Raw genomic sequence first — 15,501 nt, forward strand, 5'->3', positions numbered from 1 at the left:
CAAATGCAGCAATTAGAAATGATAAAGAATGCATTACTTACTGGCCAAATGACATATGAAGTAGCTGCGGAGTTAGTGTACAAAGGTAAAAACAAGCCTTGGAACACAAAAGAATGGCAAGAAATTAGACAAGAACGCATTAAGGATCATTGCGAACAATGCAAAACAAAGCAAGAGCCATTTGTTTTGCAACATACGAGAGGATCAAAACCTTATCAATTTTTTGTTAAGGAAAAGTATCAAGAAATATATAACAGAGAAATTGAAAAAGGCATGGAATACGAAGTGATTAAGAATGAGGTAGAACTTTATCTCTATGAGAATATGGAAAAACGAAATGTGTGTCCAAATTGCCAATCCATAAATATTCGAGAAAGAAAGACGAAAGCCCCTAAATTCGCTTGTTACAAGTGCTATCAAGAATTTGATGAGCCCTTGTCTAAAGAAGATTATTTACGTGGCGGTAGTACAGTAGAAGATATCATCAATAAAATTGGCCAACAGAAGATTAGAGAAATGGTTTGGGACCAGCATGGTGAAGAGATTCGAACATATGCTATTCTAAAATCGATTGAAGAATTTGAAAGATATATGTCTTGCATCGATACAGTTACTTTTTGTAAAAAGTGCGCGTTCTTGTGGGACAAAAAAGGGCTGAAATTGTGTGATCGTTGCAGTGTTAAGTATCATGCAATCGCTAGGGATTGCTGTAGAGATTGCATGGAATCCTAGAGATTAGATTTGCCGGTTACACCCTTAGCGTGGTGAAAACCGGCTGTTTTTGTATCCAGAACTCCTTAACGTTGTAAATCTGCGTTTTGCTGGCGGTACCCCTTTAAGCAATTTACGTATGGTCTATACACTTAATTTTTCATATAGAACGTGACATTCACATGTTATCAATGATGTTGTTATCAATGATGTTGTTATCAATGATGTTGTTATCAATGATGTTGTTTTAAATGCTGACTGAATATATGACAACACTCATACAATTTATTTTACTTTTGTTTAATGCGAAGCTCAAAAGCTTGCCATACATCCCATGCCCTCAAAAATAAAAGGACTGCCTTAAGGCAGCCCAGCTAAATGACACTATACCCAAACATCCGTTGATTCTTTAGATAATATCCTTAACTGCTTAATGTCTACTCCATGCGCAAGTAAAAAAGCTAAAGATACTGCCAAAGGTAGGCTGCTCATTTCAGAAGTCTCAAAAGTTTCTTCATATCCCCTACCTTCTGAGACGATGCCAGATACTCCTTTAAACGCCCCTAAACTTGTATGCTTAAACCAAAGATCGATATCCTGTTTCCTTGCTTTTTCAATTAGTAATAGCATGCCATCTCCAGTTGAAGAGAAATGCGGAAGTTCTTGATGAGATGATCCATATTGCCACCCAAACTTTGCAGCTACTTTCACATCGACTTCCCTCGTGTGATACAAATCGCGCACACCCAACTTAATCGCTGCCTCATCACGTTCTTTTTGTTCTTGTGCAACTTTTTCACGCCACACCTTCTCGCATTGCTCTTGAAAGGCTTTGAGTTCTTCAACATGGTCTTCAAAGCCTTCTGTTTTATGTAAATCCCAGCAGGGGTCGTCTTTCCACAGTCTTTTTAATTCTTCTACTTCTGATAACGTTCTTGGCATGTTTTCATTCTCCCTTTATTAATTTGATCAACACGTATCTAGTAACACTCTAACTATTATTGTAGTGCTTACATTCTTTTTTCCTTTTGTTTAATCCTCGCATCTAGATTCAAAATAACTATTGAGTAAAATATCGGCAATCTATTCCAGTTCAAGTTCTTTTTTATTTGCTACGTTAAACAATTTATATTTCTGAGAAATTACTCCCTTTGAAATAAACATATTGTCAACAATTGAGTAGTTAGTTCCGTCGATCAAGACCAAAACTCCATTACGGTTTTCAACATATAACCCTGGTTTAAAATCAGATCCGCGAACGAAACCTTGACCGTTTAGACACTTCTCAACTGCTTCAAAAAAAGTAAGGTCATACAAATCTGCCATACTTATTTTCCTCCCTAAGCATTGAGTATCTCTGGACGAGCCGTTCCACGACTCCCCGTCCAAATCAACTACATATTCACACTAAGTTAAATTGAGCTTTTTCAGACACTTGCTGCACGTGATATCAGATATGCTACCAGGATGTTTTTGAACTTGGTTATGTCTTGTACCACATATTGCCTTTCCTGAGTTATCTTGCGAAAGTACATGAATGATACCAGATTTGGTTTTGACTAATCGATAATCCATTATTACTTTCCCCTCTTTCCTAAATGAACATTTTGTATCCAAGTGTGTTCAATTCGCAAATCCGCGTATCTATATTCAAAATAACTATTGAGTTAAGACCTCCATAGCGTGTTTAGCAATCCCAACCATTTTTCGTGCAACTTGAATATCTGTCCCTTCACCTTCATATGCTTTCTGGATATCCGATAACGCTTCACGTAACTCCTTATTCTCCGTTTGTAGTCGTTCAACGTGACAATCAGCACAATAGACAAATTCCGTTTTTCCATGTTTACAATGATTCATTATTACCCTCCATTTGACCAACTTGACTAATTAACTATTGAATTAAATTCGACCTACTATCTGTCTCATGATTTCACTATCGCATTCTCGTGATGCAACCAAGTAGTCATGTTTTGGATACTCGTCCTCGACTTCTGCGATCTGGTGCAACTTTTTAAGTACCTCGAATGTAACTACTGGAAACGACTGACGCTTGATAATATTGATCCAGTTTTTTGGTTCCTGCTTACTTATTTGTGTCATACCCCATCCTCCTAACTTCGCTACACAGTGTGATAAATCAATCCTCCTGATACCCTCGTAGCACGTTGTAAGCCACATCATGCTTTCCATCGGTCAGAAGCTCTAAAGCTCGGTCGTGCCTTATAAGAATTCTTGATAGACTTTGATTTAAAGTCCAAGGACTTGTTTCATTTTCACAAAGCGCTCGATATCTTCAATATCTATATGTATCCTATTACCTCGCTGTAATTCAAATCCGTTTAATCCAACAGTTCGATACACAATCTTGTCTGGATATTCATCTGATTGCTTACATAGAAATTCAATATTGTCATAAATACCGATTGATTTATAACCTTGCTCCAACAATTCATTCTTCGTCATAAAGAACACACCCTTTCGACCCTATTCTGTTTTACTGTTATGCTGCTCAATCATCTTTTGAATCTCCGCCAGCAGCTTTGGATCATCTGGCAGCTCGATCTTGTTTTGCTTCTTGATAACAATTTCCTTGTTCTCAGTTACTTCAACTGAAAGCATATCTCCATACTCTGCACCAATTAGTTTCAATTGTTCGGTAATTGAGACCCCCAAGCTAGTTCCAATCTTGATGACTTTTCTCTCCTGCAATTCGTTCACCTCACCATGTTATTCCTTATTCATCCATTATAGCGACTATTATATAATAGTCGCTATAATGGGATTGATCAATAAGAGACTAATATCTTTTTATATAGAATCAAACCAAAACCTGCCAAGAGGCAGGTTCTAATGACTTTAGATATGAGCCAAGACTGCCAAATGAAGTTAACAACTAGTCTTAACGTTTCTTTGAGATTAGTATTTAAGATATCGATCTTATTAAGAAACATCAAAATGTATCCAGCCAGGTCTGAAGGCGTAATAGAACTCAATCCTAATTGTCCTTATGAAGAGACGTATATCTATTTCATAACATAAGCATGCATGCATTGGATACAGCGGGCACTTGGGGGAGTTGATCCTATCAACTCCCCCTTACCTATAAGCTTTATACTAGAAACGTGTCCGTTAACATTAGAGTTGGTAAATGAAAAACCTTATTACACCAATGTTTTCCGGAGATATTTAATTTTTTCAATTTACATTAGAGCTGCTAAATAGGATATATCTCAGGGAAGGGATATCTTTTTAATGATTACATTAGAGTTGGTAAACTGAACATGATGATCCTAAGAGAGCAGCTTCAGAACCGCTCTCTCATTACTATTTGATTAACCAACTCTATTGGAAATTTAATAACTCCAATGTAAATTTACCTACTCTAATGTCAATAAAAAAACGATCATTTAGTAAAAATATTCTTCACTTCTGGGAAATATTGATTTAATAAAATATCATCTATTCCTTTACCGTGTAACGTTTCAGACCAAAGAGCGATGTCGCATCTCTTGATATGTTCTGCTTTAAAGAGCTCTTCTTTAAAGAGTTTAATTTGTTCGCGTAGCTCTTCTTTTCTTGCAATATCCATATCAAATGCCAATACTACGTGTTCAACTCCCATGTCAGATAAGACCTGCAACATTTGCCTCCAAGCACTTAAACCTGGTATTCCCACAAAGACCTCATTTAAAATTTCTGATCCTTTATCTGCCTTTATTGGACCTTCAGTTAACCAGCATTTCTTCGCCTTAATTAGTTGGCCAGGTGTCATTTGCTGCCGTAGACAACAAGGTACTGATACATGCACTGGAAGCGGGTTACCTGCCGCGGTCCCTCTCGCCTTTTGATCACTTGATAACCAAAAGTATTTTTGGCCTTTTTTTAGTCCAACTTCTCCTAACTCGATTTTTTTATTACCTTTACTTACTGTAATAATTTTCTTTGCTGAAGGATCCAGTTCTCCATCCACTTGTAAGAACTGTGACTCAGGAAAGCGTGCAATCACTTCACCATCCCAAGTAACCAGGAGCTCTTTTTCCTTATGAGTTAATTGAGCTCTGAATCGATTTTTGAATTCTGTTTTGTAACTACTAACATTGGGTACTTTATCTAGTCGAATTTGCCAACCAATAATGTAATTGTACTGGTTATGAATTGGAATTAGAATGCCTCCACTTGGAAAAGAGGTAAGTGTCCAATATTCTTTGGCCATATTCCCATTTTGCCAACGATGGAGATAAGCACCAGGATATCCTTCAAGATCGTCTCTCATTAGTTTTGAGAGTCCCACCCATGGTTTCTCCGGATAAGAACGATATCCACGTACCTGGAGCTCAAAGTCGCTCATCCCCCGCGTTGGTGATTGTAAATATTGTTTATGTTCCGACGAGAGAACCCAGATTCTTTGTAATTGGCGTGAGATTTGATCTAGTACTGCTGCTGGTAGTTTTTGAGATTTCTTAACTTCAATTTTATTCGATACAGGTTCGATAACTCCACCTAATATTTCTTTTAGATACTGAATTGCTTCCGCAAAGCTCCATCCATTTATCTCCATTAAAAATGAATAGACGTCTCCGCCTTTACCGCAACCAAAGCAATGGCAGAATTGTTTTTCTACATTAACAGAAAAACTTGGGGTCCTCTCGCTATGAAATGGGCATAATCCAACAAAGTTTCTCCCTTGTTTACCCAATGTTACATATTGGGAGATTATGTCCGAAATATCTACTGAATTCTTAACATCTTCTGCTGATAATTCGTATTGTTTACTCATATTAATTATGGCTCCTTTCATAATGAATGCCTATGAGAGAAATCATATAGAGATTGGATTTTACGGCCTCTCTCAAGTGCATTTCTTTCTATTTGTCTCTAATAAAAAAGGATGAGTATTAAACCCACCCCTTTTTATTTTCACGTTCCTCAAGCTTTCGTTTAGCCTCCTCATAGTTTGCAATAGATCCATTAATTACGCGTCCAATAGCAACAAAAGCTAATATAAACCATAGACTCGCAATTAGAGTTTGGTCTTGAAGTTCATTCCTGGATAGCTGAGTCCATCCAAGTACACTTGTTTGCATTATGAAATATACTGACGTACCAAATACATAGAACCATGTAAGTACCGCTTTGATTTTGATAGGAGAATTAGCCCAATTAAGATACATCTCCGTTATCATACCTGCAGCATATACAAATCCTGATAACAATTGCAAAAGTCTCATTTCCATTCCTCCTATTAGTTAGTGATGAAATAATAAAGAGGACAGAAAAAAAGTCCATTTGCAGACACAGGAAACCGATCGGTTAATCCTCATGCCCAGCAAATGGACTTTGTTCTATCCTGACATTCGCTCACCTGCATAAAATATGCAAAGTGGCACTTACAAACAAAAAAGAAAAGAGTACATGCTTTCATTATAGAAGAAAAGTCTATTGGATAATAGTGGGTATTTTTTCGCTACCTAAAGATTCCTTTCTTTCTTTGTTCCCTAGGCTTATTCACCTCTATAAAATCTTCATAATATGAGTCTGAGATAACCCTTTTAAATAGCGGCGCAAAGGCTGTATAGAGTATGTTCTTACCCTCATCGTAGAGGTAAGCAAAAGAATTCTCGGCTTCTGCTCGTGCGAACTCAACGGAATACGGAATACTCGTGAGAGGCTCTGGATTCATCCGATGATCTAGTTGTTCCAGAAATGTTAACGTTGCAGCGAGATCACTAAACTCAAACTTCTTATTGACGATATAGTATACATTTTTCGTATGAACAAAACCTAAGAGCTGCTTGATCCTTTTCTCCTGATATCTTAATAGATTAGCATCAGGTTCCACTACCACCCATACTTCATCAACCTCTTCTAATAAGAGACGTTGAAATCCAGCGTCAAAATCATAGGATAAGTCAATGAGCAAAACAGGTAGTTTATCGGCAGTGTAGTAGATCGCAAGGGAATCTAAAAAGCCCATTCCCTTGGGATTTTGCATATGGGTATAAGCCCAATAAGGAATCCAATATACTTGGTGTTTATACCATTCGAGGTTCGATTGAATAAAAGAGACTGAGTAATCTTCTTCGCCATATCTATGTGTCATCTTATTCCTTTTGACGTTCTCATACCAGCTCTCCCAGTTTGAAGGCGCACCATTTAAACCACCCAATCTAAGAAACAGTTGAGGAGTAGGCTGTTGTGCCTCGAGAACGCCTACCGCTACTTGCGATTGGCCTAAAGCAATAGCGAAGTTGTTTACCACAAAAGATGAGCCAGAACGTGGAAGTAGGTTAACCACAGCTATGCTTTTTTCTTGGATTCCCGATCGTAAAGATTGTTTGATTTTAAAATACCTACCTTGTGTCATTAAAGCACTTTGAACCAACGCTTTAGCTTGTTCTTTCAAGCCAAATGAAATATCATCGGCTACTTCAATCTCTTGTGTAATCGTAGGTGTACCATCAGCCTCTTCTGTTTTTTTCTTGGTTTGCTTTTTCTTTCTCCCCCCTTGTACTCTCTCGGGTACCGGCTCATCCAATACCGTTTCAACGGATGTAGGGTGTTGTTCATGTTCAGCATCTACAATTTTAGAAAGGGCCCCTCCTTCATTTTCCTGAATCGGTAAGGACATATGTTCGAATACAAAATCTATAGGAAGGGAGGTTTCCGTACCGCCAGTATCGGCAATAACAACCTCCCCTTCATTCGTCTTTTGATAGTCATTTAAGTTCATCTGGATCGATTTTGAACTTTTCTTTTTTATGCGTCGAATTTCCTTTAATTCATCTATTCTACATTTAAAGTGGTTGATAATTCTCTCTTCTATAAGCGTGCTTGACGGTATTCTTTTTTCTGAGAACAGTGTGTTATATACATTTCCTAACTGGAGTAAGTCATCATAGGCGCTTAAATTTTCTTTGAGGATATGTAAATGAATCAGTGGATAATCAAATTTTTCTTGGATAAGTTCTACGCATTCTCTTAACGCTTCAGTATACTCTTCACGGCTACCTAGACGATGATAAGCACATTCACCAAGGTAGACAAAATGAATAGGTTCTGTAGAGCGCCTGATTTTATCCATAAAGATATGAGGGTCATCCTCTTCTATTTGGATGCTACAATAGTCTTCCCCATACATTCCTAAAAAGTAACTACGATGTTTATCTCTTTTTATGCATATCGCAGCATTAAATGGAAGTGCTTCAGGAACATTCATGGAACTCCTCCTGGCTTTGTTTTTTCCTTAACAACCCCTCCACCCGGGTTTTTATTTTAATAGACATGGGACTATGACCATGTTCAATTTTGGAAATAGTAACAGCTGAATACTCGACTTCGTTCGCTAGTTCAGCTTGGGTAAGTCCTAGTTTTCTACGAGCCAATACGAGCCATTCAGCATCATTTTCAGGCGTTAACTGAATACGATCGGTACAAATTGTTCCTCACCCCCAAAATTATATTTAAATCAGCCCCATACCCTCCCTCATTGAGTAGGCATGAGGCTGATCCTATTCGTCATTTTCCGTTGTAAGACGAGACTTTAACCACGAGAGGGGAACCTTCTTCAATCCATCTGGATTCAGGGAAAACACTGCATTCGGTAATTTCTCCTTCTCCAAATACTCGTCAACGATAAACCAGATTGGGATTTTGAATTCCTCCACTGGAATCTTTTCTACTAATGACTGAGCCATAGAAATGGAAGATACCGATATGGCAACCACAACTGGTTTCTTAGGGAAATCCATAACAGGAAGTGACTGATTATTATGCATGAATACTGTATTCCAATTCCTCAGCCTATCCATTAAATGATCCATGTACGCTTGGCCTTGTTGCAATCGATTAAACAATAAGAGTATCTCGCCCCGCGGTCCTGCCATTGCCCCGACTGCAAAAGGTTTCCCTAACTTCGGATTATTTCCAACAACGCTGTGCCATTTCCACCCTTTTAATGCCTGATACTCATAAAGTTGAGTACGGATTTCATTTATTGCTACATAACGCTGAACCGCTTTTACACCCTGATTAATCAATTTTTCGGGACTCATTACAAAATCGGGAAAACTATGCTTTAAATACAGATATCCCCCAAGTCCCACGCTCCAAGGGGATGGGGGTGATGTAACACCTTCTTCACGACTCTTTAATTTCCATCGATCCGTATATCCATAAATGGACATATAACGAATACGATTTGAGAGTCGATTAGAAGACACCTTTCCATGTAACAGCCTACGTAACTGATTTTCATTTAAAACAACCGAATCTCGTATGAGGGATAAAATCAAGACATCTTCCTCTAAAAATCGTTTGTGATAAAAATCAGCTACAGTTGTCATCATGTCAAGTCGGGGTTGGTAGTTGTCCGGCCGATCGATACCGCCATATACGCTAGGATCATCCCAAAACGGGATATTCCCCGATCGATCATAAAACATTGTGATCTGAGGAACACCCGTTGGAATAACATGATTAGTCAAAGAGATAAGCTCCTGGGCTAGCACTTCTATTCGGCGCTCCGTGTGGGTAATTTGTGATTACCATTTTTCCTCTGCGTTTCTCTTCATCAATCCATTGGATAATTCCGCGTACAGGTATGCCAACTACCGGTTGGTCCAATCTGGAGCGATTAGGTAAGGTTGCGAGTAACGTAACCCCTCGTGTAATACTTACAAAAATACCGTGTTCTTTCGTAATATTTGTTACCTTGCCAAGAACATTAGAACCAGGTGAAAATTGTTCAGCAATATTATCCCATGGATCCTTGCTTGCTTCTTTTCTGGAAACACGAATGATGGGTGTTCCATCTGGATCTTCACTCGGTAAAATTTTTGTAACCATAACTGTTACTGGCTCTCCAATAACTCCAGCATCTCGGACGGTAGGTGTACGAACATAGTCCCAATCACCTAAGTAACAAAAAGCGTCAATTCCACCTAGATTGATGTGTAACGTTTCTTTTTCCTCATTGAAACCTGAGATCGTACCGTTTACGATATCCTTTTCTTTCAAATTCTTTAAGAGATCAACTGCTTGTTTTGCTTCTGCCCGCTTTCTCGATACAATAGCGAACTTTTTACCAGTAACCGGATCTGTATGTATCCTATCTACAATTACAGATACTGTGTGCCCAATAAAACCACGTAGTGTTGAAAAACTATGTGCCGCGAACTCTTCATCCGAGCAATAGCCCTCTACCCCGCCAAGGTCCATCGTGACATACTCACGTTGCCTTTCTTCACCGTCAACTGCGCCATCCTTATTCTTATTCTCAACTTTAAAAACAAGACCGGTAAGAATTTCACCTCTTTTCATTGCGTTTTCAATTCTGTGAAATGGATCTCCAGTCCAAAAGATGTCGTTTGTACTCATAATATTGAATCTTCCTCCTTTTGGTTAATGAAAGACACACAACTTGGTGAAAATGGAAATCCAGAGTGTATAGAACGCAAAAAAGCACACAAGTGTATTAATACACTTGTGTGCTTCTGGTTTTTCCATTCGGCACTCATCATTGTGAAGTTAATATTTTTAACTATAATTCTAGTATAGAACACTGTCGCCTTAAATGGCAACGACATTTTTGAAAAGATTAACATGTACCCTGTTACAAAAGTTGTTCCTGGTTTTTTCGCATGTTATTATTTCTCCATCAAAGCACAAAACGTGATCAAACTCATATTGCTTGGAGGAAAATATAATGTCAAAGAAAAAAACGATTGCTATTATTGGCGGCACCCAATCGAGCACATTCCAACAAATTGCGAACAAAAAAGGAGTAAACATTACCTTCTATGACGGGAAAGGGGCACGCTACCGGAATCCAATTTCTGAAATTGAACGAGTTGTAAAAAGGGCTGATTGTATCATCGTTTTAACAGATGCCGTTTCACATCCAGCTAAAGATGGTGCAAAAGAACTTGCAGCAAAATTAAACATCCCTATCTTGTTCCATCCATCAAGAGGCGCAACAAGTACAATAAATGCTGGGCTTGAACTCTTATCGGCTTGAATAATAAAAAAAGCCTAGCCGGTTTTCAACCGACTAGACTATCTACTCTTCTTAAGATACTTTTGAGTTCTAATCTTTCAAGACCTGTTTCGAAACCTTGTTTATCAATGTGCCATAACATTTGATCATATTCAACTTGGTACATGTCCGGAACTTCAGTCACGATCGTTGCCAGATGTTTACTTAGCATGCCACTCTCTTTACCGGCTTCAAGTTTCTTTTGGTATCGTTTAAATTTGGGATCAAGTTCAACTAAATGATCATATATTCCTTCTAGGGATCCATAGTGGACAATAAGTGGTAACGCAGCCTTTTCCCCAACTCCAGGAATTCCTATAATATTATCCCCCTTATCGCCTAAGATGGCTTTTACATCTATAAACTGCTCAGGTGAAATATTATAATGGTCTTCCTGAAAATCCTGAAGGCCGTAGACTATCTCTTCTCCACTCTTAGTCAAAATCTGTGATATGTTCGAATCAATTACCTGAAACAAATCCCGATCATGCGAATAAATCAGACATTGCGCATTTCTCTCCTTACTCCACCTTTTCGCCAGTGTCCCCAAGAGATCATCTGCCTCAAACAAAGGTGTCATCCAGCAAGCAACTCCCATCTCCTTTAATAGATCTTTGACAGTATCAAATTGCTGAACAAGGGCATCTGGTGTAGGTGTGCGTGTCGCTTTGTACTCAGGGTTGAGCAGCCGGCGAAACGTCTCATCCCTTTTTACATCCCAGCATATACCCACATGGCTAGGTTTGTAGGTTTTTACAAGTGCAAATAACTTTTCAATGAACGCTTTCACCGCATTTGTGAAGATACCAGTGGAAGTTTTCATTAATGCTGATTCATCTTGTCCATAAGCGGTTCCATAATATGATCTCGATAACAAATTGCTACCATCAATCAAGAGAAGACGTTCTTTCTCGTTGTCCTGGCTGCCATTTTTTGAATCTGGTGTTGGTTTATGTTCATTAGAGCCACCAACTTTTGCCGGCGTGTTTATCTTTTCTTTACTCACTTGCGGATGCTCAAATTCAACATTAATTTCATTGTTTTGAATTACCATTGTATTAATATTGGCTGTCTTCCAATCTGAAGATTTGAATCTTTGAAGTGTACGTATTAACTCAGCTATTTTTGCTTTTACTTCCTTACCTGGCATCCTCGGAGAGAACGTTACTTGCAGAGATTTTTCATTGACTACGAGAGGAGGAACAGCAACCGTTTCTACACTCTCTTCATCGGACAGAACAAAGCTGAACCAGTCATCATTATCAATTTCACATCTCTTAAAGCTGTCCCCATCTGTTTTCATTTGATTAATAATGCTTTGAAGAGTACAAACCAAATTATTAGCAGCAGGCATAACTGATATCTTTGCTCTATAAACCTTGTCAACCATTCATTACACTTCCTTCTCCTTTTAAATAACTACCAACATTTTTAGAATGTAAGTCGTAATTGACCATTTGGTGCAAACTCTAGAATGTCCTCATAACTTCGAATAGTATCCTGAATTAACCCTGGAACAGACTCCTTCACTGTACGTGTTACCCTGTTTATAGCTTTATAGAAAACAGTTGCGAGTTCGTTTCCGATCGCTCGGATAATATTGCAATCAACACTTTGCCCGAGCATTTCATTCTTTCTATAATTTGGGATCGACGGTGGGAACTGAAACCATTCGGGCACTGCAAGAATCCTTCTTATCTCCGATACCGTTAGAAATCTCCATTTTGTTTTACATTCAGACAGAACGTAGGTGTTTGAAGCACTTTGCGATCGATAACGCTTTGGGATGCAATATATCTCTCTTACTTCTGGTGTAACAAATGTCTTGTCAACGTTCCGATCTTTCCAAGCGTTACCCTTTTCAGCCTTTGATGAAAAGCTTTCTTTCCATGAATCTAATGATTTCCATTCGAACACGGTACCTTTTGGGTCCAAATAGTCCCGTAACTTTTTTCTTCTAATTGAGGCAGGAGCAGCTGGAAATTGAAAATTCATATAATCTTCTTTACATCGGAAACCACACGCATACGTTCGATTGCGTCTAGCTATACTTCCGTAGTCATAGCTCTCAATACTTTCTTTTTTCCAATATGGGAATTGATCTTGAAGGATAGATGTAAACAACTGGTAATGTCGTGAACTGTAGAATTGACCTACATTTTCGATGAGGATTAATTTGGCGCCAGAGGACTTTATTAATTGAGCAACATGGAGGACTACATTATCAAAGACGCCACCTTGATGGTGTCCAAGGTGAGAATGTTCGTTGCATTTGAGGGTAACTAAAGCGACGTCTGTTTCAAGAACCTCATTAACATCCCGAATATCAGCATTTTCTAAGCATGAGTTAGGAAAGTTGAAATGTAATACTGATGCGCTATCTTCCTCAATTTCAAATTCCTGTACGGCAGTAAAATACTGGGTGTCAATCATGGCTGCCGTGGAGATTCCAGCTCCAGCTCCATACGTTGATAGTTTTATTCTTTGGTCGTATTGTACATCTTTAGTGGTTATTACATCTTGTTCTAAATAGTTGAATCTTAAAGGTCGCACAATAATGCGGCTTTTGTTACCTTGCTTGTAAACTGAGACTTGGATTTTCTGTTGAATGGCAAGGACACCTGTATAAAGGTCTCCCGAAGTGTCCACTATTGGCCGTAGTTCACCAGAGGTTCTACATTTCTTCCTTGAGACTGTAATTGTCTTATCTGCACTATCAGCAACATGATTTTGAAGTATGATTTCTTCTTTCTCTTCGTCTACGTAGATGTATAAGGTATCCGAAGGTTTTAAACCAGCTGCTTCACAAATTAATGAATGGAAGTACATCCTTGCACGGCCGTGCTTAGTGGAGACACGATATACTTTCCCCATTACTTTTTTCCATTTTGAGCTCCTTTCACCTAGTTTTCTCATGCGTAAGCGGTACTTTTTCAATTTCTGATCCTCCTTCAATTAAAGGATAGAAAAAAAAGCCCATTTGTTAGCATAAGAAACCCTTTAAAGGTTCCAATGCCCACAAATGGACTTTATCTATCCCAGAATGCGCTCACTCGCTATACAAGCGGCAATTAAAATCAAAAGCAATTATGTGTTGATTATAGCTTAATTAATGTAGACCAACAAGCATCGGTTCATTGAGTTGGTACAGACTGTTTGAGTGGAATTAACAATGGAAATGATTTTTTACTGTCAACAACTACACCATCAATATCTGTCCAATATACTGGGGAGATTTGTATTGATGTAATGACCGCATTCGTATTTTCGAACTCAACCCATGTGGAGCTTGTCTTCTTCGGTGGGATCATTATCTGATCGGTAATCCCTTTCTTATCTCCTTCACTGGTATGAATGGTTACTTCTATTGGTACAAATACCCCCAAGCGTAATGCTTTATCAGGGCGTAAGTTAGTAATGTTAAAGTATAGCTTTGTTGATTGAATTCCGTATTTCCAGGTTAATCCACTAATATAGATTTGGTTATTTATCTTAATCGGATCAACCTTCGGCGTTTCTTCTTTCAGGATACCGGTGAAATCTAATCTCCATCCACCGCTCTCTTCAATAACTAAGAATTGATCTTCATTGGCTCTTTCTTCCCCTTGGTTGTCGTATGTAAGAATGACATTTACCAAGATCAATTTATCTTCCATCGGTTTCATATCTTTTATCTTGTAACTCTTTCGCTCAATCCCGCTCTGTTGATCGGCAATCTGCATCTGATTACTCCAGTCAGCTCGGTTCGTCTTAATTGTCTCCAATTGGTTCACTGCTAACCACTCAGAAGCAGCAAGATAGTCTTTTTTAAGTAGCCCATCATAGTACGAATGGATTGCATTTCGAACCTTTTCCTCATTTGTTAATTGCTTTACAGGAGTCTTTGAATAAACCTCCTTGGGTCCTTCGTTTTTACGTTCAACGAAACTGAGATAAAAAAACAAAAACCCATAAATTACGACAATAAGACACCCAATAACGATCAATACTATTTTCTTCAATAGAACTCTCCTACCTTTTGGGAAACAAGGAGACCTGTTACCATTCCAATCGTTGCTCCGAGACTGATGAATCCTCTTATTCTAAGAGCGTTAACATCTTTTGTTGGCCGGAATACCCGGTAGATTGAGTGGCTTACCCAAAGCAATAGCGGGATTGCGAAAAACTGGTTCCCTGTGGTTACTGCACTAAACATACTGAGAAAGGAAACAACTAATCCTCCAGTTACATAGCAAAATGGTGTCATTTTAATATATCACCCTTTTACTGATAACAACTGTTCTTGGACTTTATTTATGAGAAAGCAACAAAAAAAGCATATAGGGATGTTCTTCCCTATATGCTTATGGTTTTTCCAATTAAGCGTTATCAGTTATTTATTTGTTAAATACAGATTAGCATAAATTGCTGTACCAATCTATATGATTTATCGAGAGTTAAATGGGGAATGGAGATGGTTATTTCTTTCTCCTTAACTAAGTTTATTTACTCAGTACTGTAATTAAAACACTTAATTAGAAATATAGATTAGTACCATGGATAACTCATCTGTTTAAAGTCAATAACCTCAAGGGATTCGTCATATCTAGAATTCTAATCGCAAGAGAATGATAGTAAACACATCAATGATTGATATATCACAGAGTTTGTATTAATAAACACAGTCAAATTAGTTTTATATACAAGTTATAATGATCTATTCACATATGCAAAATATGTAAAAAAAGCTCTTTCCTACTAATTGTATAGGATTG

17 protein-coding genes are annotated in these 15,501 nt (G+C 38.2%); 2 read left to right on the top strand and 15 right to left on the bottom strand.

Features of this window, described 5'->3' with window-relative positions; all coding sequences use genetic code 11:
* The first annotated feature begins 3 nt into the window (after positions 1-3).
* On the top strand, positions 4-732 hold the full coding sequence (locus tag ACFYU8_RS18530; protein ID WP_390301783.1) for a hypothetical protein: 729 nt from the start codon (positions 4-6) through the stop codon (positions 730-732).
* 363 nt (positions 733-1,095) lie between these two features.
* Here ACFYU8_RS18530 and ACFYU8_RS18535 read toward each other — a convergent pair whose 3' ends face one another.
* The 12 genes from ACFYU8_RS18535 to ACFYU8_RS18590 form a co-directional block, all read right to left on the bottom strand.
* On the bottom strand, positions 1,096-1,653 hold the full coding sequence (locus ACFYU8_RS18535; RefSeq protein WP_390301780.1) for a hypothetical protein: 558 nt from the start codon (positions 1,651-1,653) through the stop codon (positions 1,096-1,098).
* A 141-nt stretch (positions 1,654-1,794) separates the two neighbouring features.
* Positions 1,795-2,037, bottom strand: coding sequence for a hypothetical protein (locus ACFYU8_RS18540; protein WP_390301777.1), 243 nt, complete (start codon positions 2,035-2,037; stop codon positions 1,795-1,797).
* Between the two features lie 333 nt (positions 2,038-2,370).
* On the bottom strand, positions 2,371-2,571 hold the full coding sequence (locus ACFYU8_RS18545; RefSeq protein ID WP_390301774.1) for a hypothetical protein: 201 nt from the start codon (positions 2,569-2,571) through the stop codon (positions 2,371-2,373).
* 42 nt (positions 2,572-2,613) lie between these two features.
* A complete protein-coding gene (locus ACFYU8_RS18550; RefSeq protein ID WP_390301771.1) occupies positions 2,614-2,814 on the bottom strand; it encodes a hypothetical protein in 201 nt (66 codons plus the stop codon).
* Positions 2,815-2,961: 147 nt separating this feature from the next.
* A complete protein-coding gene (locus ACFYU8_RS18555; RefSeq protein ID WP_390301768.1) occupies positions 2,962-3,177 on the bottom strand; it encodes a hypothetical protein in 216 nt (71 codons plus the stop codon).
* Between the two features lie 21 nt (positions 3,178-3,198).
* Entirely contained in the window at positions 3,199-3,432 is a 234-nt protein-coding gene (locus ACFYU8_RS18560) for a hypothetical protein (RefSeq protein WP_391365904.1), read from the bottom strand.
* A 685-nt stretch (positions 3,433-4,117) separates the two neighbouring features.
* The gene (locus ACFYU8_RS18565) at positions 4,118-5,491 is read right to left on the bottom strand and encodes a CHC2 zinc finger domain-containing protein (protein ID WP_390301762.1); all 1,374 of its coding nucleotides are present in this window, start codon (positions 5,489-5,491) and stop codon (positions 4,118-4,120) included.
* A gap of 118 nt (positions 5,492-5,609) precedes the next feature.
* Positions 5,610-5,942 (bottom strand): hypothetical protein, encoded by a 333-nt coding sequence (locus tag ACFYU8_RS18570; protein WP_390301759.1) that lies wholly within the window; start codon positions 5,940-5,942, stop codon positions 5,610-5,612.
* Between the two features lie 236 nt (positions 5,943-6,178).
* Positions 6,179-7,930, bottom strand: coding sequence for a hypothetical protein (locus ACFYU8_RS18575; RefSeq protein ID WP_390301756.1), 1,752 nt, complete (start codon positions 7,928-7,930; stop codon positions 6,179-6,181).
* Entirely contained in the window at positions 7,917-8,096 is a 180-nt protein-coding gene (locus ACFYU8_RS18580; protein WP_390301753.1) for a helix-turn-helix domain-containing protein, read from the bottom strand. The genes ACFYU8_RS18575 and ACFYU8_RS18580 overlap by 14 nt, the downstream gene beginning before the upstream one ends.
* 126 nt (positions 8,097-8,222) lie before the next feature.
* The gene (locus ACFYU8_RS18585; RefSeq protein ID WP_390301750.1) at positions 8,223-9,197 is read right to left on the bottom strand and encodes a hypothetical protein; all 975 of its coding nucleotides are present in this window, start codon (positions 9,195-9,197) and stop codon (positions 8,223-8,225) included.
* Positions 9,190-10,089 carry an RNA-binding protein gene (locus tag ACFYU8_RS18590; RefSeq protein ID WP_390301747.1) on the bottom strand — a complete coding sequence of 300 codons (900 nt, stop codon included), beginning with the start codon at positions 10,087-10,089 and terminating at the stop codon, positions 9,190-9,192. Before ACFYU8_RS18590 ends, ACFYU8_RS18585 begins: the two co-directional genes overlap by 8 nt.
* Positions 10,090-10,417: 328 nt before the next feature.
* On the opposite strand from ACFYU8_RS18590, the gene ACFYU8_RS18595 reads away from it, so the two are divergent.
* Complete coding sequence (locus ACFYU8_RS18595; RefSeq protein ID WP_390301744.1) at positions 10,418-10,729, top strand: DUF2325 domain-containing protein; 312 nt, start codon at positions 10,418-10,420, stop codon at positions 10,727-10,729.
* A 25-nt stretch (positions 10,730-10,754) separates the two neighbouring features.
* Here ACFYU8_RS18595 and ACFYU8_RS18600 read toward each other — a convergent pair whose 3' ends face one another.
* The 3 genes from ACFYU8_RS18600 to ACFYU8_RS18610 form a co-directional block, all read right to left on the bottom strand.
* Positions 10,755-12,137, bottom strand: a complete 1,383-nt coding sequence (locus ACFYU8_RS18600; RefSeq protein ID WP_390301741.1) for a 5'-3' exonuclease — start codon at positions 12,135-12,137, stop codon at positions 10,755-10,757.
* A 41-nt stretch (positions 12,138-12,178) separates the two neighbouring features.
* Entirely contained in the window at positions 12,179-13,684 is a 1,506-nt protein-coding gene (locus tag ACFYU8_RS18605; RefSeq protein ID WP_390301738.1) for a DNA cytosine methyltransferase, read from the bottom strand.
* 197 nt (positions 13,685-13,881) lie between these two features.
* A complete protein-coding gene (locus tag ACFYU8_RS18610; protein WP_390301735.1) occupies positions 13,882-14,748 on the bottom strand; it encodes a hypothetical protein in 867 nt (288 codons plus the stop codon).
* Positions 14,749-15,501 lie beyond the last annotated feature (753 nt).

The organism is Brevibacillus sp. NPDC003359 (assembly GCF_042878995.1).
GTDB lineage: Bacteria > Bacillota > Bacilli > Brevibacillales > Brevibacillaceae > Brevibacillus.

Bases quoted from the DNA above. Each gene is read 5' to 3' on its own strand.
- ACFYU8_RS18530 (WP_390301783.1), top strand. From the start codon at position 4: ATGCAGCAATTAGAAATGATAAAGAATGCATTACTTACTGGCCAAATG.
- ACFYU8_RS18535 (WP_390301780.1), bottom strand. From the start codon at position 1,653: ATGCCAAGAACGTTATCAGAAGTAGAAGAATTAAAAAGACTGTGGAAA.
- ACFYU8_RS18570 (WP_390301759.1), bottom strand. From the start codon at position 5,942: ATGAGACTTTTGCAATTGTTATCAGGATTTGTATATGCTGCAGGTATG.
- ACFYU8_RS18575 (WP_390301756.1), bottom strand. From the start codon at position 7,930: ATGAATGTTCCTGAAGCACTTCCATTTAATGCTGCGATATGCATAAAA.
- ACFYU8_RS18545 (WP_390301774.1), bottom strand. From the start codon at position 2,571: ATGAATCATTGTAAACATGGAAAAACGGAATTTGTCTATTGTGCTGAT.
- ACFYU8_RS18590 (WP_390301747.1), bottom strand. From the start codon at position 10,089: ATGAGTACAAACGACATCTTTTGGACTGGAGATCCATTTCACAGAATT.
- ACFYU8_RS18550 (WP_390301771.1), bottom strand. From the start codon at position 2,814: ATGACACAAATAAGTAAGCAGGAACCAAAAAACTGGATCAATATTATC.
- ACFYU8_RS18555 (WP_390301768.1), bottom strand. From the start codon at position 3,177: ATGACGAAGAATGAATTGTTGGAGCAAGGTTATAAATCAATCGGTATT.
- ACFYU8_RS18565 (WP_390301762.1), bottom strand. From the start codon at position 5,491: ATGAGTAAACAATACGAATTATCAGCAGAAGATGTTAAGAATTCAGTA.
- ACFYU8_RS18600 (WP_390301741.1), bottom strand. From the start codon at position 12,137: ATGGTTGACAAGGTTTATAGAGCAAAGATATCAGTTATGCCTGCTGCT.
- ACFYU8_RS18540 (WP_390301777.1), bottom strand. From the start codon at position 2,037: ATGGCAGATTTGTATGACCTTACTTTTTTTGAAGCAGTTGAGAAGTGT.
- ACFYU8_RS18595 (WP_390301744.1), top strand. From the start codon at position 10,418: ATGTCAAAGAAAAAAACGATTGCTATTATTGGCGGCACCCAATCGAGC.